This is a genomic window from Bifidobacterium sp. ESL0798, from assembly GCF_029395415.1.
GTDB lineage: Bacteria > Actinomycetota > Actinomycetes > Actinomycetales > Bifidobacteriaceae > Bifidobacterium.
The window spans coordinates 1,096,813-1,116,357 of the sequence record NZ_CP113914.1 but is presented as its reverse complement, the minus strand read 5'-3'; the positions used below and the strand labels follow the sequence as shown (position 1 = coordinate 1,116,357).

18 protein-coding genes, 1 tRNA gene and 1 pseudogene are annotated in these 19,545 nt (G+C 55.5%); 7 read left to right on the top strand and 13 right to left on the bottom strand.

Annotated elements, in window-relative coordinates:
* Positions 1–17: 17 nt before the first annotated feature.
* Positions 18–1,488 (bottom strand): annotated as a pseudogene (locus OZX74_RS04725) (UTP--glucose-1-phosphate uridylyltransferase).
* Between the two features lie 412 nt (positions 1,489–1,900).
* Positions 1,901–2,428 (bottom strand): hypothetical protein, encoded by a 528-nt coding sequence (locus OZX74_RS04720; protein ID WP_277157359.1) that lies wholly within the window; start codon positions 2,426–2,428, stop codon positions 1,901–1,903.
* A 525-nt stretch (positions 2,429–2,953) separates the two neighbouring features.
* Here OZX74_RS04720 and OZX74_RS04715 point away from each other — a divergent pair.
* From OZX74_RS04715 to OZX74_RS04690, 6 genes are all read left to right on the top strand, one after another.
* Complete coding sequence (locus OZX74_RS04715; protein WP_277157358.1) at positions 2,954–3,208, top strand: hypothetical protein; 255 nt, start codon at positions 2,954–2,956, stop codon at positions 3,206–3,208.
* Entirely contained in the window at positions 3,205–3,624 is a 420-nt protein-coding gene (locus OZX74_RS04710) for a hypothetical protein (protein ID WP_277157357.1), read from the top strand. Before OZX74_RS04715 ends, OZX74_RS04710 begins: the two co-directional genes overlap by 4 nt.
* Positions 3,615–4,535: a hypothetical protein gene (locus OZX74_RS04705; RefSeq protein ID WP_277157356.1), complete on the top strand. Its 921-nt coding sequence runs from the start codon at positions 3,615–3,617 to the stop codon at positions 4,533–4,535. Before OZX74_RS04710 ends, OZX74_RS04705 begins: the two co-directional genes overlap by 10 nt.
* On the top strand, positions 4,532–5,032 hold the full coding sequence (locus OZX74_RS04700) for a hypothetical protein (RefSeq protein WP_277157355.1): 501 nt from the start codon (positions 4,532–4,534) through the stop codon (positions 5,030–5,032). The genes OZX74_RS04705 and OZX74_RS04700 overlap by 4 nt, the downstream gene beginning before the upstream one ends.
* The gene (locus OZX74_RS04695; protein ID WP_277157354.1) at positions 5,029–5,574 is read left to right on the top strand and encodes a hypothetical protein; all 546 of its coding nucleotides are present in this window, start codon (positions 5,029–5,031) and stop codon (positions 5,572–5,574) included. Before OZX74_RS04700 ends, OZX74_RS04695 begins: the two co-directional genes overlap by 4 nt.
* 978 nt (positions 5,575–6,552) lie before the next feature.
* A tRNA-Pro gene (locus tag OZX74_RS04690) sits at positions 6,553–6,626 on the top strand.
* Between the two features lie 196 nt (positions 6,627–6,822).
* On the opposite strand, the gene der is transcribed toward OZX74_RS04690, so the two are convergent.
* Together der and OZX74_RS04680 are read right to left on the bottom strand one after the other, a co-directional pair.
* A complete protein-coding gene (gene der, locus OZX74_RS04685; protein ID WP_277157353.1) occupies positions 6,823–8,958 on the bottom strand; it encodes a bifunctional cytidylate kinase/GTPase Der in 2,136 nt (711 codons plus the stop codon).
* Positions 8,955–9,731 carry a pseudouridine synthase gene (locus OZX74_RS04680; RefSeq protein ID WP_277157352.1) on the bottom strand — a complete coding sequence of 259 codons (777 nt, stop codon included), beginning with the start codon at positions 9,729–9,731 and terminating at the stop codon, positions 8,955–8,957. Before OZX74_RS04680 ends, der begins: the two co-directional genes overlap by 4 nt.
* Before the next feature lie 185 nt (positions 9,732–9,916).
* Here OZX74_RS04680 and OZX74_RS04675 point away from each other — a divergent pair, with 185 nt between their 5' ends.
* Positions 9,917–10,915: an aquaporin gene (locus OZX74_RS04675; RefSeq protein ID WP_277157351.1), complete on the top strand. Its 999-nt coding sequence runs from the start codon at positions 9,917–9,919 to the stop codon at positions 10,913–10,915.
* Positions 10,916–10,927: 12 nt separating this feature from the next.
* Here OZX74_RS04675 and OZX74_RS04670 read toward each other — a convergent pair whose 3' ends face one another.
* The 9 genes from OZX74_RS04670 to ruvA form a co-directional block, all read right to left on the bottom strand.
* Positions 10,928–11,215 carry a DUF3017 domain-containing protein gene (locus tag OZX74_RS04670; RefSeq protein ID WP_277157350.1) on the bottom strand — a complete coding sequence of 96 codons (288 nt, stop codon included), beginning with the start codon at positions 11,213–11,215 and terminating at the stop codon, positions 10,928–10,930.
* A gap of 106 nt (positions 11,216–11,321) precedes the next feature.
* Positions 11,322–12,989: a bifunctional phosphoribosylaminoimidazolecarboxamide formyltransferase/IMP cyclohydrolase gene (gene purH / locus OZX74_RS04665; protein WP_277157349.1), complete on the bottom strand. Its 1,668-nt coding sequence runs from the start codon at positions 12,987–12,989 to the stop codon at positions 11,322–11,324.
* Between the two features lie 26 nt (positions 12,990–13,015).
* Positions 13,016–14,389: a DUF6350 family protein gene (locus tag OZX74_RS04660; RefSeq protein ID WP_277157348.1), complete on the bottom strand. Its 1,374-nt coding sequence runs from the start codon at positions 14,387–14,389 to the stop codon at positions 13,016–13,018.
* Entirely contained in the window at positions 14,386–15,321 is a 936-nt protein-coding gene (gene sucD, locus OZX74_RS04655; RefSeq protein WP_277157347.1) for a succinate--CoA ligase subunit alpha, read from the bottom strand. The genes OZX74_RS04660 and sucD overlap by 4 nt, the downstream gene beginning before the upstream one ends.
* Positions 15,318–16,514, bottom strand: a complete 1,197-nt coding sequence (sucC, locus tag OZX74_RS04650) for an ADP-forming succinate--CoA ligase subunit beta (protein ID WP_277157346.1) — start codon at positions 16,512–16,514, stop codon at positions 15,318–15,320. The genes sucD and sucC overlap by 4 nt, the downstream gene beginning before the upstream one ends.
* A gap of 60 nt (positions 16,515–16,574) precedes the next feature.
* Positions 16,575–17,156, bottom strand: coding sequence for an adenine phosphoribosyltransferase (locus OZX74_RS04645; RefSeq protein WP_277157345.1), 582 nt, complete (start codon positions 17,154–17,156; stop codon positions 16,575–16,577).
* An 84-nt stretch (positions 17,157–17,240) separates the two neighbouring features.
* The gene (locus OZX74_RS04640) at positions 17,241–17,750 is read right to left on the bottom strand and encodes a preprotein translocase subunit YajC (RefSeq protein WP_277157419.1); all 510 of its coding nucleotides are present in this window, start codon (positions 17,748–17,750) and stop codon (positions 17,241–17,243) included.
* 105 nt (positions 17,751–17,855) lie between these two features.
* Positions 17,856–18,917, bottom strand: coding sequence for a Holliday junction branch migration DNA helicase RuvB (ruvB, locus tag OZX74_RS04635; RefSeq protein WP_277157344.1), 1,062 nt, complete (start codon positions 18,915–18,917; stop codon positions 17,856–17,858).
* A 6-nt stretch (positions 18,918–18,923) separates the two neighbouring features.
* Positions 18,924–19,541, bottom strand: a complete 618-nt coding sequence (gene ruvA / locus OZX74_RS04630) for a Holliday junction branch migration protein RuvA (RefSeq protein ID WP_277157343.1) — start codon at positions 19,539–19,541, stop codon at positions 18,924–18,926.
* Positions 19,542–19,545 lie beyond the last annotated feature (4 nt).

Below are 19,545 nucleotides of genomic sequence, written 5' to 3'. Positions count from 1 at the left end.
TTGACGTTTGTGGCCAATCACCAAAGCCATTCGTCCGGCTCGATGCCCTGCGGACCCACGAATTCGCCATTGGGAACGTAGCTGGGTTTGCCCTGATCCTCCAAGACCGCATCACCGTAAAAGACGACATCGTGGCCAAAGGTCCAGTCTCCGTGGATGGTCACGGAATTGGCGGCCGCCAGCGAAGGGATGGCGTACGGGAAGCGGTCATTGAAATCCTTGATATTGCGATAATATTGCGAATCCAGCGTGACGTCGGGGAAAATGTAGTTGCCGTCCTCCATTTCGTAGGAATCGGTCAGATGGAACCGGTCCGAACGCATGATGAACAGGTCGTCGGTGGTTTTCACCGGCAGGAAGCGCATGCGGTCGACCTGCACGCAAATCGCACCGTCGAAAAGGCCGACTGCCGCGCCCATGGCGGTTTCCAGCTGCACCACTTTCGTGCTGGACGGGATCGGTGGGATCCACGGTTTTGTAATTGCGGATGATCGGCAAGGGCAAAACGCCGTTATGCTGTTCCAACGTGGCCTTCAGCACATCGATGCGCACCCAGATGCTGTTCGTATTGAAATAGGGGTGGCGATCGATATCCTCCGCAGCCTCCCTGTCATCGGGGTGGACCTGCGTCATTTCGCGCAAGACGAGACGGCCGGACTTTTTGTCGCGTACGAGATGGCCGCCCTTGCGATCCGCATAGGTGCGGTTGGCCACTTCTACCATGAACGGCGCACCGGTGTTCTCGAAATACTGGGCAAGGGTACGCGAGGGACGCGCGCCCAGATTGTCGGAATTGGATATGAACAGGTATTCAAAGCCCTTGTCGGCCAGGATGTCCAAGAGACCGGATTCCCAGATGGTGGAGAACAAGTCGCCGTGGCCAGGCGGGCACCATTCCAATTCCGGGTTTTCGGGAAATTCCACGGGTTTGCCGGTCGCTACGTCGATTTTTGGCTCCCGATGCTGCACGATCTGCGTAGGAATGTCTTCCTGTTGGAAATCCTTGTTCTGTTCAAGGGCCTCTATGGTGTCAGCGGAAGTGCGGAAGGAGTTCATCATAGTCAATGGCAGCGGGACGTTGAGGCGCCTTCGGGCCGTGACCACCTGACCCATGATAATGTCGATGAAACGCATCGGCCGCGCCTTGTGACGACGGACCGGAAGCAACGACTTCGCCTTGTCAAGCCCCATCGAGGTGCCGAGCCCGCCATTGAGCTTGAGGAACGCGGTTTTGGCGAAAGCATGGACAGCCTTGTCATGGTCGATGGTCTTATAGACATCGTGGAAACTTGGGACATCGCGCAAAGGTTCTACGTCATCCTCGCGAATCCAGCTGCTGGCATCGTTGTGCCGCCACTCGTCATAGAGCCTTTTGAATTGTGCAACAGCCACATCGCTCATGTGCGCCTCACGCATCTTTTGCGCCGAAGCTTCGAAGGCGTCTTCCAAACCGCACCTCTTTCGTAGTTGTGTTTCTTCTTGCTCCATCGGTCGAGCCCGAAGCTGCAACCGATACACATAGCTTTCAACTGTACTAGCTTTTTTGAAAGCTCGCTGGACACCAAGGCTCTGAAACGTAAATGAACAGTAAAAATGTGAGGTTTGGGGATGTCAAATTGCTGTCGTATTGTGCATGAAATCGCTACTGGAATAGGTTTGTAAAAAGAATAATCGCCGGAACCTTGCGATTCTGGCGATTATTTGTCCGACCAGCTGAATTCGAACCCGCGGTCATCCGTTACTGTCGGCTCTTGAACGGATGTATCTGTGAGATGCAGCAATGAGAAAAATCGCTGAAACTTAGATGTTGCTAAAGACTTCTTATAAAGCAGAAGCAACAATGATGCCGTTGTCTCACGGTTTCAACGTTGATTGGACCGATAGATCAAACAGCGAAAATTTATCTTTGATCCGAAGATTGTCGGAATCGATCCTTGGCAACGTTATATTTATTGCTGCCATTGTACTCACACCATACATAACGGCGATAAGGAATTCTGAATCCGATGCCATGGCTATGTGCAAATCTGCCTGAGTCAAATCCAAACAGATCACGGCCCTCTGGTCTTAATCCAGTAAGATTGTCGCCGAGCCAAGTCTCAAGCAGTTTTCTTTTTCTGCGTTGCCAAACCCAGTAAGTAAAGTATTGGTCATCCTTGAGTGTCTGCCTGTTTCTTAGGAGTTCTACAGTATCGGGTTCCGTTTTCTTATCATAATTTACTGTCCGATCGATCAGGAAACCTGGCACACACAACAAAGCAGTAACCACTATGATCAAAACCAAAATGATGAGAACCAAGCCGATGATTATATCCAAAACAAACCAAAGGCCGGGTAATTCCTGATAGTTGGTTACTACGATTCCTTGTGCATTGACAATGAAACGAGTTAGAGGAAACCCCATCCGGCAAAAATCGAAATCAACCATTTTAGGAAACCCATTATTGTATTTATCGCTTCCATATCATCTCCTTCAGAACAGACATATATAATTATAATCTTTTGTGATGCAAACTTACATAATTGAAACCACGGGATGAAAGATTGTCACACGTAAGTTCTGTATGACAATTTATGTACTCGTATGCGTCGAATTCGTCGGTTGTATGCTTTATTCAGCAGGTGCGCATGAAGTCGTTGCAAATCATCACCTAAATATGTTTCGCCAAAACAAGATACCTAACCTCATCCGGTTTATCGTCATCATCCGGTCATGCCGCATCAGCGCGAGCAACTTTCCGTGGGCTACATTAAGGCAAGGCCACCTGCATCTCGGAATGCCTCAGCAATCGGGCCATCGACGTCATTGACGCCACGAAAGCAAAACGACGGCAATCAAAGAACCTTCAATATTACGAGAGCCTAAATTATTTCTGATTCTATTTACCTGCTGTGCGATCAATGTCGCATGGCAGTGTTGAATACATTGTGATTGGTGTTATCATTTTGTGCTATGAGTGAGATCAGGAGCGGCGAGGCGGTGTCGGCCGGCCACGCCCACGATATGGAGGCGGCGGCGGACGGTGTCACGGGCGCGGTGGGTTTCGGTTTCTCGGTGTCGAACCTGCCGGCCGCCGGGGCGGCGAGGGCCGCGTGCCTGGCGCTCGGGTCCGCGGCGGAAGACGCCCGCGATACCGGCAGAGGAACCGCGATGGCCCACAAGCGGCTGTCGGAGGCGGACCGGTCGAGCGCGGGGACAATGCAATGAACGACGATTACCAGACGCGCATGGACCGCTTGGACGGTCGAATCGCGGATTGCGAGCGACGCATCGGCCAGGCGCAGGAGTCGGCCCGCGAATCCGAAAAACGGGCGAAAGCCTACGACGAGGCCGGCGGGATCCTCGCAGGCTGGGGCCAGCAGGCCTCCGGCATCTGGCAGGACCTGCACCGGCACGTCAGAGGCGACGCCGAATGGCGGCGGCTCGAACAGGAGCACGAGGAACGGGCGGCCATGTGCGCCCAGGCCCGGAACGCCTGCCTCGAGGCCCACGACGACCTCGCCCGCCGGTCCAGGCGCGAGCACGAGCACGCGCTCGACATCCTCGACGAGCAGGACAGCCTGCGGCGCGCGAGACGCGAATACGAGGACGACGGGAACCGGAGGAGGGGCCCATGGGCCTGATCGTCGACAAACCCGAACTGCTGGCCGCGCTCGACCGGTCCGACCGCGACATACGGTCGCAGCAGGCGGAGGCGGGGCGCGCCATGAGCGCCCTCGACGGCCTGGCCGGCGACGCGTCGCTGGACGGCCGGGGATGGCAGGCCGCCAAACTCCACGCCGCAGACGCGGCCAGACCCCGGCTGGAAGCGGCCGTCCGGCAGGGCGACCGGGTCATGGCCGACAACCGCGAGTTTCGCATGCGCCTGGAGTCTCTGATCGAGGATGACTACCTCGACGAGGACGGCATCGCCGACTGCGTCCGGCGCCTACGCCGCAACGACGGCCTCCTGCGCCAGGCACAGGACCTGCTGCCCGCCGACGGCGGCCCCCTGAAGGGCCTGATCGACCAGCTCCGGCAGCAAGGCGAACAGCAGGCCGACCGGCTCGAGGACAAGATACAACGCCTCCACACCCTCGACCAAACCACCCGCAACCTCTACCAAGACACAGCCACGCCACAACCCGGAAACGACACCAACCTCGACGGCGACGCCAACGCTCTCATGGCCAAAGTCGTCAACGGAAAAATGAACCGCAAACAACTCACCGACTTCTTCGAGAAAAAGATGCACATGAGCCACAAGGACGCGGCGGAGCTTGCCTATTTCACCATGCGTTTCCGCACTTATGCCAAAAACAAGAAATTCAGTAGCAAGCAGGCTGTGTACGAGTACGTACGCATCCTCGCTTCGGTCAGCTATAACAGCCGTATATGGCGCACCGCCGGGGAACCTACAAGAACGACAAGCTCATTAGCATCCTTAAGAGAATGGGTTATACCAATGAAACTGCAAAAAAATTCATCGCGGATATGGACAAGATGCATAGTTCAGATGGAAGGAGCAGAGACAGTGTCGATTTCATCCATATGATGGGGTCGTTGTCGTGTATGCTCAATCCCGGTCCCGGCGGAGGGGCCTATCACGCCGGAGGGATGGAACCGGATCTTTCCGGACCAGGCGGAGCAGCGAGCCAACGGGACCGGTCCGCGGAAGCGGCCAGTTGGGGCGGTGACGTTGCCAGCGGGGCCGGCGGCAGAGCCGACTGGAATGCCGATATGGATGCAATCAACCTGAGCCACTACATTCAGGCCCATCCCAAAGTGGACCGTCAGGAAGCCGTCAGAGACTACTATGCGCAGCTTTCAAAAGGCAACTTGGAACGCAACCGCATACGCCAGTTCTGTGGTAATTACGATCCCCGAAACGAAGGAGACCCACAACGTGGGCTGGACTACCTGAAGGAAAACGGCCTCTATATCGCCACAGGTTCGGCGGAGGGCCAGTACCTTGGCGCCGGTATCGGCGAGGACAAGCAGCGGGCCACGCTCAAGGACTTCCTCGACATGCTCCGAAAGGGTATGGGATGAACGCAAGAACGCACAACCGGCACAGAACGGCCATCAGGATTGTGGCAGCCACCGTCATAACGGCTATGATACTGGCATGTCTCGCCGCCTGGTGGCAATTCTTTGCTCCGCTGCCCATCAAACACCGAGCGCATGCCGACATCATCACCCAAACGCAAGCCCTCTACGATAGCGACCCTTACCACGTCCAACAAGCCGTGAAACGCGCCCAAGGAAGCAACATCGTCATTCGCGCGTCCGATGATCCCGGCAACCACCGCATCCAGGCGATAAGCGTCAAGTTCCACGGACTCTATTGGCTGATTGACGAGCCCGCGCATTATGACAATCCGCCATCGGACACGCACGGAGAAACTATCATGGTGTGGATCAGCCGTAAACCATTCACCGATTCTTTCGACCCGGATTCAGCGGTCATCGTCAACAATAAAGATATAACGGCGCTGGATACCAAAGAGTTTCCCCGTTCAACCGACAAACTGCACATGACGCAAAAAGCGCATCAAGGCACTGGCGCTCCAAGCTGCGTGGGAGATAATTGACACAGTGTCAGACAACTGGTGATATATTGCCTCTTATCTTCAGATTCGACGTAGGCAGTATTCTTCTCTACCCCACCAATTCAAATCGTTATTGCGATTCTTGTTATGAAGGGCGAAGGCATCATCATTTATTTTCCCGAGGTGCGAAATCCATGCGTCAATCGAGATTGGCGCAATTAGGCCAATATGAGGAAACTCAGAAGCAGCACCGGCATCACGAAACACATATCTCATTGATCGGAAGGTTACCGTTTTAGGTGTCAAAGACGATGGGAAGCCTGCGGTCATCATGGCTGGTCAAGTCCGACTTTGGCAAATCTGGACAATCAAACACAAACAGCGAATAGGCTATAAATGATCCTATTTCAAATTTCGGGCATCTTTATCAGCACAAAAAGCCACTATTCCACTCAAGGCTATGATTAGAACGATTGCGATTATTTCAATAATAGTAGAAAAATATTTGACCTGCTGGCTCGCCACCAACGCACTACTGCTTAAAAACAAGGCAATACCGACGACTAGAAACAGAAAAGCGCCAACAAGGGAAAACTACGCATATTTCTTGTGTATCTGCTGCCAGATCTCCTCTGAGGCCATTGTCGCCCTTGTTCTGATACCGATCTGACTATTTTTGGCAGTCTTCCCTCTTTAGCTTTGTAATATAAACTCGCGAAATAAATAGCAACTGCTATTAATATAATCAAACCGACATATTCCATGTCATTTCCTTAGAAAATATTCTTTTTAACAAGAATACCGCAGCCAGGGTCCTGTTTCATGGCATGGGGTCATCGGACCTTATGCTCTTGTAAATCGCCAACCTCGAATAGCGAAACACATAGTTGATACCGTTTGCAGCCGTCTTGGCATCCACGGTAGTCAAGGTAACAAAGATCCAGATGCGTCTACGCCACGCCGATAGTAGTGCCAATGTCGCATTTGTGCTAGACTTTCTTCTTGGTGCTTTGCACTGTTCGGGTCGTAGCGCAGTTTGGTAGCGCACTTGACTGGGGGTCAAGGGGTCGCGGGTTCAAATCCCGCCGACCCGACGAGAAAGGCTCGGAATTCTAAGTTTTAGATACTAGGAATTCCGAGCCCTGTTATTTTAAAATACGATTAGCCCTGACACTCATAAAATCCATTTATCGGTTTGATCAAGACTTAATTTTACAAAATAAATGTGGGTCATAAGTTCAGACCAAACTCACGACCCACATTCCTAACGTTCGCTAACGTATATATCCGTTATTTCTTCTTCGACTTGCGCTCGCGGATGTGCACCGAGATCTGGATCGGGGTGCCTTCGAAGCCGAATTCCTCACGCAGCTGGCGTTCGATGTAACGGCGATAACCGTGCTCAAGGAAGCCTGTGGCGAAGATGACGAAGCGCGGCGGGCGCGTCGACGCCTGCGTGGCGAACAAAATCCGCGGCTGCTTGCCGCCGCGCAACGGGTGCGGATGGGCGGACTGGATGCGGCCGAGGAACGAGTTGAGCTTGCCGGTCGGTATGCGCTTGTCCCAAGAGTCCAGAGCCGTGTTCATCGCCGCCAGCAGACGGTTGGTATGCCACCCGGTCTTGGCCGAAAGATTGACACGCTGCGCCCACGTGACCTGATCGAATTCGGTCTGCCATAGGCGTTCGAGACGCTGCCGGTCGAATTCGTCCATCAAGTCCCACTTGTTGAACACCAGCACGACGGCTCGTCCGGCGTCGACGGCCTGGCTCATCACCTTGAGGTCCTGGTCGGAAATCGGCTGCGAGGCGTCGAACAGGACCAGCGCAAGCTCGGAGCGTTCGATGGCGGCCTGCGTACGCAGCGACGAATAGTATTCGGCTCCGGAAAGCTTGTGCAGACGGCGCTTGATGCCGGCGGTGTCGATGAACAGCCAGTCCTCGTCGCCGATCCGAATGATCTCGTCGACCGGATCTCGTGTGGTTCCTGCCAAGTCATTGACCACACTGCGTTCCTCGTGCGCCAGCTCGTTCAAAAGCGAGGATTTGCCGACGTTCGGCTTGCCGATCAGCGCCACACGACGCAGGTCGGTCGGCGTGAGGAATCCCGAGGTCTTCTTGGCTTTGGCCAGCGTATCCACCGCCACGTCGAGCAAGTCGCCCACTCCCCTGCCGTGCATGGCGGAAACCCCGTAGGGCTCGCCCAGCCCGAGCTTCCAGAAATCGGCGGTCAGATATTCGTTGGCACCGTCATCGATCTTGTTGACGGCCAATACCACCGGCTTGCCGCTTTCGCGAAGCATCTTGACGATTCGCTCATCGGTGGCAGTGATGCCAACCTGACCGTCGACCACCAGAACAACGGCATCGGAAAGCCCGACCGCCACCTGAGCCTGTGAGGCGATGGCTGATTCGATGCCTTCGACGTCGGCCTCCCAGCCACCGGTATCGACCAGCTTGAAGTCGGTTCCGGCCCATTCGGCGTCGTAGCTGACACGATCACGGGTCACGCCGGGCGTGTCCTCGACGACCGCGGCACGACGGCCGAGAATACGGTTGACCAACGTCGATTTGCCGACATTCGGCCGGCCGACCACGGCGAGAACGCCGACGGCCTTCTGCTTGGCTGACGGCCCCTCACTGCCGGTTTCGCCGGCAAGCAGAGCTTCGTCTTCCTCATCAAGGTCGTAGCCCTCGAGATTCGCGGCATACTGTTGGTATGCCTGCTCTTCGGCCGCTGCATCGACCAGAGAAATCAGTCGGTCAAGCGTCTCTTCGAACGTCAGGTCGGAATTGTCGACGGTCGTCACGCCGTCGGCGGCCTCGAGGAAGCTGGTGACCTTGGAGTCGGCCTTGTCACGCGCAATGACGTTATCGGCGCCGACACCCGCCTGCGACGCGGACTGCCCGGTGCGCCGGGCCTGACGGACTTCAGGGCGTGCGGTCAACAGCACTCGCACTTCCGCGTTCGGCGCGACAACGGTCGTGATATCGCGTCCTTCGGCGACGATTCCGGCACCCTTCGAGAAGGAGTCAAGGGAAGCTTCGCGGTTGATATAAGCACGTTCCGCGGCGATCAGCAAGTGCCGGACCGGAATGATATTCGAGACTTTGGAGACATGCGACGAAACATTCGAATCGCGAATCGCCTCGCTGATATCCTCTCCGTCAACCAAGACCTTCGAATCGTCGGGATCGACGCCGATATCGAAATGGTCACCGGTGAACAGGTCCCCCACCATTTCGGTGATGGCCTGCTCGTCGACACTCTCCGCTTCCAAATCAGCACCCTGCTTCAGGCACCACCAAGCCGCAGCGCGGAACATGGCGCCGGTGTCGAGGTACGCATAGCCGAAATACTTGGCCAATGCCTTGGAAGTCGAGGATTTGCCCACTCCCGCAGGCCCGTCGATGGCTACTCGAATCACAGCCCTACCTCCTTGGAAAGCGAGCGGACTTCCGTCTGCGAAAGCACGCGGTAGGAGCCCGGCTTGAGATCGCCCAGCTTGATAGGCCCAATCTGCGTACGCACCAGCCTGCGCACCGGGAAACCGACGGCTCCGAAGATACGGCGGACAATACGGTTCTTGCCCGAATGCAACACGACCTTGACGATGGTGGAATCACGTGAGGAATCGATGATGGCGCAGTGATCCAGTCTGATGAGCCCGTCATCCAGATTGACGCCTTGGGTCACCAGACGGCGGCAGATGTTGCCGCTGATGCGCCCGTCCAGCGTGGCGACATACGTTTTCTTGACCTCATAACGCGGATGCATGACGTGTTGGCTGAGCTCGCCGTCATTGGTCATCAGGATGAGGCCCTCGGTTTCGTAATCGAGACGCCCCATATGGAAGATGCGCTCGTACTTGTCGCCGACGATGTCACGAAGCGTGAAGCGCCCCTTCGGATCGTCCATGGTCGAAAGCACCTTCTTCGGCTTGTTCAACGCCAAGGTGATGTGCCGATTGTTCAGCCTGATTCTTGATCCGTCAACGCGAATCTGCTGGCTCGAAGGATCGACACGGGTGCCGAGTTCGGTCACCAGTTCACCATCGACCTCGACCCGGCCTTCGGTAATGATTTCCTCGCACTTGCGCCTTGAGCCGAAACCTGCCTGCGCCAAGAGTTTTTGAAGGCGAATCCCTTCATCGTAATTATCGTGATGCGCCTTTTCGGCGTGTGAATATGCGTGTGGCATCGTTCTCCCAACGTGGCCTTGCGAAACTGTTTGATTCAACGTTTCGTCGCGTACTGTATCAGTTGCCCCTCCATGTGATAGCACATGCTGAAAAGACAAACCAAGACAATTATACAGTACTTACTGCCCCCTTGCTATCATATTATGCTGTATGGCTTCAATCTGTTAATAAGAAGGAATAATTAATGACGGAACAAAAAGCACAACACACGAACAGCAAAGCTGCAGGTGTTATTTCAATTTCTGGTATTTTAAGCGAACTCGTTGGCAGCTTCCTTATTTTTGTAGCTATCTATCTCGTTTCCGCACTCAGCCCATCGCTTTATGGCCCCAGTGCGATTCTTATAGCCGCCACCACCGGTCTCGCCTACGCTGCCATGACCTTCATCTTCGGTAAGTTCTCAGGCGGCCAGTTCAACCCTGCGGTAACCTTGACGGCGATGCTGATCAGCAAAACAGGCATCGTAAACGGTATCTGCTATATCATCGCCCAGGTCATCGGCGCCATTGCGGCCGGTGGCGTCATCAAGCTGGTCATTCCGACCTCCAAGGCCGCTCCGGCCAAGATGTGGTTCGCCAATGTCGTCAACGGCTATGATCAGGGATCCATTTCATCCGCACAGCTGCAGCAGGCCGGCGTAAGCTTCGGCATCCTCTTTGCGGTCATCGCCGAGGTCATCGCCACGATCATCGTCGTAGCCGCTTCGTTGCAAGCCATTGACGATCAGGGTCATGCCTCGAAGAATGCTCCGGCGATGATGGGCATCGCCTACGCGCTCGGCGTCACCTTCACCTACCCGCTTACCGGTTCCTCGCTGAACCCCGCACGTGCCCTGGGCATCGCCCTCTTCGCCAATAAAGTCGGGCTTACGGTAGACCCGCTGAAGCAGTATTTGGTGTTCTTGATCTGCCCGATTCTCGCAGCCGCCGTCGTCGCCATCGTCGTGATCATCGCCCAGCTGATTTCCGGTCGGAATAAGGGAGATGCTCAGGCATCAGACATCACCGCCGATTGGGAGAAGGATGAGGACGAGAATGATTCTTCTGAGAACTCTGATGATTTCCAGATGCCGTCTCTCAGCGATTCGGGTCAGGCCTCGAATTCTGCGGATGCAGACGAAGCCGACAATGATGCTACTATCGAAAGCCTTGATATCAAGGAAACCGAGACGGATAAGGACTGATGAACGGATCGTTTACATCAGCAGTTGAATACTGAAGTAAACGACCAACAATCCGATTCCCAAAACGATACCGATAAAGGCATCGAATCCGACTGAACGGATTTTCCAGGGACTCCGGTCTTTAAGGATCAATCTGATCAGTCCGGTAATGATGGCCGTCGCAGCGAACACCGCTGTGGCGGCCATCGTGTATCCGAAACCTGCCAGCAGGGCGGCGATAATGACCAGGGCAAGCACTCCCCATTCGAACAGTGGTTTGCCTTCGTTTTTCTCGGAGACATAGGGGTGCTTGTGGGACATGGTCATTCCTTTGGAAACAAAAATACCGGTACGCGGCCTATTTTAGCCTTGTACCGGTATTTTGGTGCATCAGACTATCGCAAGTCCGACACCGCAGCGAGCGAACTCAGTGGAAGAAATGCCTCGTGCCCGTCAGATACATGGTGATTCCGCGCTTCTGCGCCGCCTCGATGACTTCCTTATCGCGGATGGACCCGCCCGGCTGCACGATGGCCTTTACACCGGCGTCAATCAGCGCCTCGGCACCGTCGGCAAAGGGGAAGAACGCGTCGGAAGCGGCCACGGAACCTTGCGCACGGTTCGCGCCGTCAGCCAAGGTATTGGCACGCTCGACCGCCAGATGGCAGGAATCGACACGGTTGACCTGCCCCATACCGATGCCTACCGTAGCCTGGTCGTGTGCAAGAAGGATGGCATTGGATTTCACGCATCGTATCGCCCTCCACGCAAATTCCAGATCCTTGAGAGTATCGGCATCGGCGGCTTGGCCCGAAACCAATTTCCATTGATCGGGATTATCGCCCGAAGCGTCGATCCTGTCGATGGACTGCACCAGAATGCCGCCGTCGATCTGACGGAACTGCATATCGGTGTGCGGCCGCTGTGCCACTTTGAGGATGCGTAGGTTCTTCTTGTGCGCCTTCAGCAGTTGAAGCGCCTCCGGCTCGTAATCGGGAGCCACGATGACTTCGGTGAAAATCGGTCGGACGTTCTGCGCCATCTCAAGGGTGACCGTCGAATTGGCTGCGATCACACCGCCATAGGCGCTCATGGGATCGCAGGCGTGCGCCTTGAGGTGCGCCTGCGCAACGCTCTTGCCGACCGCAAGCCCGCAAGGATTGTTGTGCTTGCACACGGCAACGGCAATCTGCGGTGCAAAATCCCAAACCGCGCGCCAGGCAGCATCCGCATCGACGTAATTGTTGTAGCTCATCGGCTTGCCGCCAAGTTGCTGCGCATGGGCGAAGCCGGTCTGGTCCAACACGTCGACGTACAGACTTGCCTGCTGATGCGGGTTTTCGCCGTAACGCAGCCCGTGCTCATAGTTCCATGTACGGGTGAGATGAGCGGGAAACAGCTCGGTTTCATGGTTTTCTTCGGGTTGCTTACTCTCCTGAGATCCGGCGGCGTCCTGCCCGTGCGAAGCAGCGACGTCGACGATGCCCGCCGGTTGAGGCCAATGGCTTCCGGTCCACTCGGCTATGGTGGCGTCGTAAGCTGCTGTAGTCGCAAAGGCCTTGGCGGCCAGCCAGCGACGTTCTTCCAACGAGAACCCGGTGCCATCGGCCACGCGCCGTGCAGCGAGAGCGTAGTCCTGAGGATCGGTGATGACCGCCACACTGGCGCTGTTCTTTGCTGCTCCGCGAATCATGGAGGGCCCGCCGATATCGATTTTCTCGATGATATCGGCTTCGCCGGCCCCCGACCGGACAGTGTCCGCAAAGGGGTAGAGGTTGACGATGACCATGTCGAAAGGCTTGATATTCAATGATTCAAGTTCTTCAGCCTGCGCGGGATTGGTCATATCGGCCAAGATGCCCGCATGAATGTGGGGGTCGAGCGTCTTGACGCGTCCTCCAAGACTTTCGGGGAAACCGGTGACCGCCTGTACTTCGGTCACGTTCACACCGAGTTCAAGAAGTCGTTTCGCGGTGGACCCGGTGGAAACGACTTCGGTTCCTGCCTTGACGAACGCCTTGGCAAGCCCTTCGATGCCGGTTTTGTCATAAACCGATACCAGGGCCCGTTTGACCATGCGATTGGTTGCTGTCATCTGTCTCTCCCTTTGTTGTGGCGGTACTATGGGATTTCCGTCTCATCTTCCGGTGCAAGACCGGTTGCTGATGACGAGACCGAAGAATTGGAAACATCGGGGACGAAAGCGTCGTTATCGGTATCACCGTGGCTGCCGTGCGTTTCGTTGGCGCCCATCTTGCCCTGTGCTCTCAGATATCCGAAGAACAGCCTCATCGCAAAGACCAAAGCGACGACCACAACGGAAAGGAGCCAGGCGGCGGAGAAGCCGAGGGCGCTGGGCAGGCATACCACCCGGGAAGACGCTGCCGAATCGACACCTACGTGGGCCAGGCGGTGCTGTCCAAGAGCACCGGAAGAAAGTCCGAAGAGAACGTTGACGCACAAGGACATCAAGGCGCTGGTCAGGAAGAAGGAAAGCATCGGATACAGGAACTGAACGATGATTTTGCCGACGTTCACGGGCTCGTCCGGCTTACCTGCACCGATGGCGAAGCAACGTGGCAGGAACAGTTCGATGACACCGATGAGAAATCCACAGACAAGGGGTATCGATATGAAACTGATACGGAGCATATCGTTGGAAACGGCCTGTGGGAATATCGCAAAAACCGGCACAGCCGGAAGACCTGCGGCATGGTCGTTCCACAAGGTAAACGACGCCAGATCGCCGATGGCAAATCCGGAACCGAACAGCCATGAAAGCGCCCACAGGCAGAGATTGGGCAACCAAGCCAAGGTGCAGATCGTGGTCAGAATCCGTGACCCTGTCTGCATGTTGGCCATGTGAAAGACGCGAAGCATCGCACTTTGATTGGTGACGACCCAAACAATAAGCGTGACAAGGCCGATGGCGAAATAGCCCAGCAGTAGCGCAAGTGTATTGACTAATCCGAGTTTCAGGGTCACGGCCAGTCGCTGCGAAATATTGGCACGGATGAACTTGACACAACGTTTCATCAATGGGGACTGCGGCAAAGACCCGCATAGAAAACCCACGCTGAACACCATGGCGGTCTTGAGCATCACCAGCCAGACAGGATCCTGGAGGATGACCGCGACGTTCTGCGCGAACACCCACATAATCGCCATCCACAGCAAAATACCGGAGACATAGGCTTGTAGGCTGCGGGAAAGCACTTTGGTCAACCATGCAATCAGCCAGATGAGCAGAACCGTCAAAAGCAGAGGAACAACGCTCAAAGTGATGGCCCCTGCCCGGAAACCCGCGCCTTGGCTTAAGAGCACAATCGCCAAGGTCAGGGGAACAGAATCATTGGAAAGGGTTCCGCCGCCTTCTTCCATGGAGACGACCAACAATGTCAGCGCCATGAAAAAGCCCAGGCACACCGTGAAAATCACGGATGCGCCAAGAGCTATCAGTATTCCCTTGAACCATGGCCGCTGGTGTGTGCTCATGCCTTGGAAGTACCGCCGTTCATGAGCTGGCGAACGAGCTGAGCCGCCTGCCCGGGGGTCTTGCCTACCGAAATACCAGCGGCTTCGAGTGCTTCCTTCTTGTCTTTGGCTGTGCCTTTTCCGCCGGAGACTATAGCACCGGCATGCCCCATCTGCTTGCCTTCAGGAGCGGTGAAACCAGCGATGTAGGCAACCACGGGTTTGGTCATATGGTCTTTGGCCCAAGCAGCGGCATCCTGCTCGGCGTTGCCGCCGATCTCGCCGATCATGACAACGGCTTTGGTGTGCTCATCTGCTTCGAATTGCTGCAGGGCTTCGACCAGCGTCGTCCCCACTATAGGGTCGCCGCCGACACCGACACAAGCGGTAAAGCCGATATCGGAAAGTTCTCCCATCAGCTGATAGGTGAGCGTACCTGATTTGGAAACCAGACCAAGTGGGCCCGAAGAGACAATACCGTCAGGAATGATGCCGAGATTGATGCCTCTATCGGCAGGATCGTCGGTCTCGGGAAGTTTCAGAAGACCAGGGCAATTGGGACCGATGATTCTGATGCCCTTGCGCAACGCCAGCTCAACGCAATAGGCGGTGTCTGCCACGGGAATACCTTCAGTAATGACGACAATCAGGCCGATGCCGGCTTCGATTGCTTCCAGCATCGCATCCTTGGCAAAACGCGGAGGGACGAAAATCACGCTTGCCTTGGCACCGGTAGCCTTTTCGGCTTCGTTGCAGGTGGCATATACAGGGACGTCCACATCACTGTCAGACATATTGACATGGAAGGTCACGTTCTGTCCGGCTTTTCGTGGATTGACTCCTCCGACGATATTGGTGCCTGCATTGAGCATACGAGCAGTATGGTTCATGCCCTGATGGCCGGTCATGCCTTGGACGATGACCGGAGCATCGTCTTCAATAAACAGTGTCATTTCGTGGCCTCCTTGGCATGCATGGCAAGCTTTGCAGCTTCTTGTGCCGCCCCTTCCATGGTGCCACTGACGTGGATATTGGGATTGTGCGCGTCCTCGAGTATCTTCAAGCCGAGCCGCGCGGCGTTGCCGTCGAAGCGAACGACAATCGGCTTGGAGACATTCAGCGTCGTAAGGGCTTCGAGGATTCCGTGGGCCACCTCATCGCAAGCCGTGATGCCGCCATAGACATTGACGAACACCGATTCCACCTGCGGATCGGAAAGCACGATGGACAGGCTTTCACTCATGATCTCCGACGATGCGCCTCCTCCGATATCAAGGAAATTGGCTGGCTTGGCACCGTTGCCTTGTTCCTGCCCGGCACCGGAAACGGCATCCAGCGAGCTCATCACAAGCCCTGCACCATTGCCGATGACCCCGACCTCGCCTTTCAGATGAACATAATGCAGTCCATGCTCTTTGGCACGTTCCTCGAACATGTCCGTATGCGTGGTGTCAGCGAATTGTTTCCAGCTGTCATGCCGGAAGGCGGCATTGTCGTCCAACGATATTTTGGCGTCAAGAGCGCAGAGCTTCTTGGAGGATTCGTCATCGGGATCGCCGATTTTTGCCAATGGGTTGATTTCCACCAGCGTCGCGTCGTTGTCCTTGAAACATTTCCACATTTTGAGCAGCACGTCCGCAGCCTGATCGACATCCGCGTGGTAAAAACCGATCGATTCCGCCATTGTACGAGCAGCATCGAGGTCGAAATCCTCCAAAGCGCTGATATGCAGGCGTTTGACCGATTCCGGATGTTCCCGTGCTATTTCCTCGACCTCGGTACCGCCGTTGGCCGTGGCCAATACGTCAAAATCTCGGGAGGAACGATCGAGGGAAATCGAAACATAATACTCATGGAGCACGTTCTTGGCTTCGGCGACCAAAACGCCGTTCACCTTGTGCCCGCTGATGGTCATCGGCAGAATCTGTTCCGAGGAGAGAATCGCCTCATCCTGCGTCTTCGCGAGTTTTACCCCGCCGGCCTGCCCACGATGCCCGGTACGAACCTGCGCTTTGACGACACAAGGATAGCCGATTTCATCAGCGGCAACGGCCACTTCATGGGAATTCTGGGCGAATATGCCTTCGGGCGTATCGATACCTTGTTCCGCAAGCAAATGCCTTGCCTGATATTCATAAAGATCCATTTGACCCCTCTTACCGATAGATGCTCATCCATCTGTGCTATTGAAGTAAAGACAACTACGTCAGGCAGGCATCGTCACCAAGGAGCTGATCGGTACATCGCCCAAATCGCTTCGTCCCGTAAGACCGATGAGTTCCATCACGAAGCTGAAACCGACGACCTCGCCACCTGCCTTGTTGATAAGGTCTGCAGCAGCCTTGGCCGTGCCTCCTGTTGCAATCAGATCGTCTACAATCAGCACTCTGTCGCCTGGTTGGATCGCGTCTTTTTCGATTTCAACCTTGGCTTCGCCATATTCCAGCGAGTAGCTTTCGCCAATGGTCTCCGGAGGTAGTTTTCCGGCCTTGCGTACAGCGAGGAAACGCTTGCCGAGCCGCGCCGCGAGAGGCGGTCCGATCAGAAAGCCGCGGGCCTCCAGGCCAGCGATGTAGTCGAAGGAATCAGCGGGAACCGGCAGTGCCGTTTCCAGTGCCTTCATCAGGATGGAGAATCCACGAGAATCTGCAAGAACCGGGATGAAATCACGGAACATCACACCCTTTTTCGGAAAGCCCGGAATGGTGCGGATGAGCGAGGCCATGTATTGTGCATCCTCTGCACCGACCTTGCCAAGTTCTGTGATGGTGATATCAGATTGTGTCATGAGCAAGCCTTACTGCCTATTGGCCATTGATTATTGATCTTGGGTCTATGTTCGAGACATCAACCCACAACTGTGAACGAGGAATCACTTGTCTTTTGGACTATCCTCTTGCGTAGCGGCATCATCCTTGGGAGTGCCACCGGCGTTTTCCGCGCCGTCATCCGAGCGCTGTTCCGTTTCTTCGGTTTCGTCGAGACTGTCAAAGGGTTTCTGCGCCTGATCATCGGATGCCGATGTCCGATCTGTCGTATTGTTGACATCCTCTGCATCATTTGCAGGTTCCTCATCAGCATCGACGATAGGGTTGCCGTCCTCGTCCACCTCGTCATCATCGATGAAAGCCGGACGTTCGTATTTCTTGCTGATGGCGCGGAAGGTGAAGCGAAGCTTCGAGCCTTCCGAGTCGATGACGATCTCTTCGTACTTGGTGTCTACGGAAACGACCTCACCGATAATGCCGCCAATGGTCTGCACCAACTCGCCGGGCTTCAACGAACTGCGGAAATCCTGAACCTTCTGCTGCTGTTGCTTCGATTTGCGCGACTGCCACCACATCAATGCAATCATCGCAACAAAAAGAACGAAAATAAAAATCGTATTGCCACCAGTCACAGGTAACTCCAATCGGACGAGACGTTCACTACGGACTTGCTGAAGATGCCAAACTCTCTGATATCTACATACCTACCGTACCGGATTTTAGAATAACTTATTGACATCATCTCTGGGAACAAGGCCCAGATGACGCCAGGCTTTTTCGGTCGCGACCCTCCCTTTCGGGGTACGAACCAGGAATCCTTCACGCACCAGATAAGGTTCGCAGACGGTTTCCACCGTTTCGGATTCCTCACCCACCATCGCCGAAAGATTGTTGAGACCGACCGGTCCGCCGTCGAAATTCCTGACAATGGCGTTGAGCACGGCCAGATCGAGCCTGTCAAGGCCTTCCGAATCGATCTGATAGAGCTCGAGTGCCGCCTGAACATCATCAGGTCCGATTTCATCGAGGTCATGGACAATCGCCCAATCACGAACACGCCGGAGCAGACGGTTGGCGATACGGGGCGTACCACGGCTGCGCAGGGAAAGCTGTTTTGCACTCCCCGACGCCAAACTGATGCCAAGCACACCCGCGCTGCGTTCGATAAGCCGCTCAAGCTCCTCGTGAGGATAGAAGTCCAGATGGGCGGTGAACCCGAAACGGGCGCGCAACGGTGAGGGCAGCATGCCTTCACGCGTCGTGGCACCGATGACGGTGAATCGAGGCAAGGTCAGGGGAATAGAAGAAGCGCCTGGGCCCTTGCCCACCATCACATCGACTCTGAAATCCTCCATGGCGATATACAGCAATTCTTCCGCCGGTCGAGGCAGACGGTGAATCTCGTCGATGAACAGGACCTCACCCTCATCCAGGGAGCTCAGGATGGAAGCCAAATCGCCTGCATGCTGGATGGCCGGACCGGAAGTCACACGTATCGGCACCTGCAACTCATTGGCCACGATCATCGCCAGCGTGGTCTTGCCTAATCCAGGAGGGCCCGCAAGGAGGATATGGTCAGGTGGCACGTCACGTTTTCTTGCAGCGTCCAAGAAGAGCTGTAATTGGGCTTTCAGCAAGGGTTGACCGATAAAACCTTCAAGTGCCCTCGGGCGAAGCTCCTCATCACTGACGGGTTCATTGCCTATCGGCTCGGAGGAAATCATGCGCAACGATTGCTCATCGGCCCCTATGTTGGACTGTGATCCGTTGGTCTCTGCCATAATGATTTAGCGCCCCCGATCCAAAGATGTCAATGCCAGTTTCAAAACTTTGGGAATATCCGCATTCTCCAGCGGCGTCCTGATGTCGTTGTCCTTGCAAACCTTCGTCACCGCGCGAGCAGCGTCGCTTTCCCGCCAACCCAAGGAGACCAAGCCTTCGATGACCTCGGTGGTGCCGGTGTCGTATTCGGGTTCGTCGGAGGCGCGACCGCTTTCGATCTCGTCGAGATTAATGGATCCACGCAGTTCGAGGATAATCTTCTGCGCACCTTTTTTGCCCAACCCCGGCGCCTTGGCCAAGGCCGCCGCGTCTCCGTCCATGACGGTTCTCGCGAGCTTGTCGGGAGGAAGCGTCGAGAGCAGCGACAACGCCACACGCGGACCGATGCCGCTGACCTTCTGCAACTGCAGAAACATACGCTTCGAGGACGGCGAAAGAAACCCGTAGAGTGCAATGGCATCCTGCGATACGTTGAGCGAGGTGAACACCTTGGCATCCTGGCCGGTATGCAGAGCCGAAAGCTCCGCGGCAGGCATACGCACTTCGAAGCCGATGCCGTTGACATCAATGAGAGCGGAGTCGTTGCCGACGTTTTCCACTCTGCCGTTGAGCATTCCTATCATGTCT

What these genes read in the sequence shown, in the direction of transcription:
- OZX74_RS04720 (WP_277157359.1), bottom strand. Translation starts at nt 2,428, where the DNA reads ATGGTTGATTTCGATTTTTGCCGGATGGGGTTTCCTCTAACTCGTTTC.
- OZX74_RS04715 (WP_277157358.1), top strand. Translation starts at nt 2,954, where the DNA reads ATGAGTGAGATCAGGAGCGGCGAGGCGGTGTCGGCCGGCCACGCCCAC.
- OZX74_RS04710 (WP_277157357.1), top strand. Translation starts at nt 3,205, where the DNA reads ATGAACGACGATTACCAGACGCGCATGGACCGCTTGGACGGTCGAATC.
- OZX74_RS04705 (WP_277157356.1), top strand. Translation starts at nt 3,615, where the DNA reads ATGGGCCTGATCGTCGACAAACCCGAACTGCTGGCCGCGCTCGACCGG.
- OZX74_RS04700 (WP_277157355.1), top strand. Translation starts at nt 4,532, where the DNA reads ATGATGGGGTCGTTGTCGTGTATGCTCAATCCCGGTCCCGGCGGAGGG.
- OZX74_RS04695 (WP_277157354.1), top strand. Translation starts at nt 5,029, where the DNA reads ATGAACGCAAGAACGCACAACCGGCACAGAACGGCCATCAGGATTGTG.
- OZX74_RS04680 (WP_277157352.1), bottom strand. Translation starts at nt 9,731, where the DNA reads ATGCCACACGCATATTCACACGCCGAAAAGGCGCATCACGATAATTAC.
- OZX74_RS04675 (WP_277157351.1), top strand. Translation starts at nt 9,917, where the DNA reads ATGACGGAACAAAAAGCACAACACACGAACAGCAAAGCTGCAGGTGTT.
- OZX74_RS04670 (WP_277157350.1), bottom strand. Translation starts at nt 11,215, where the DNA reads ATGTCCCACAAGCACCCCTATGTCTCCGAGAAAAACGAAGGCAAACCA.
- purH (WP_277157349.1), bottom strand. Translation starts at nt 12,989, where the DNA reads ATGACAGCAACCAATCGCATGGTCAAACGGGCCCTGGTATCGGTTTAT.
- OZX74_RS04660 (WP_277157348.1), bottom strand. Translation starts at nt 14,389, where the DNA reads ATGAGCACACACCAGCGGCCATGGTTCAAGGGAATACTGATAGCTCTT.
- sucD (WP_277157347.1), bottom strand. Translation starts at nt 15,321, where the DNA reads ATGACACTGTTTATTGAAGACGATGCTCCGGTCATCGTCCAAGGCATG.
- sucC (WP_277157346.1), bottom strand. Translation starts at nt 16,514, where the DNA reads ATGGATCTTTATGAATATCAGGCAAGGCATTTGCTTGCGGAACAAGGT.
- OZX74_RS04645 (WP_277157345.1), bottom strand. Translation starts at nt 17,156, where the DNA reads ATGACACAATCTGATATCACCATCACAGAACTTGGCAAGGTCGGTGCA.
- ruvB (WP_277157344.1), bottom strand. Translation starts at nt 18,917, where the DNA reads ATGGCAGAGACCAACGGATCACAGTCCAACATAGGGGCCGATGAGCAA.
- ruvA (WP_277157343.1), bottom strand. Translation starts at nt 19,541, where the DNA reads ATGATAGGAATGCTCAACGGCAGAGTGGAAAACGTCGGCAACGACTCC.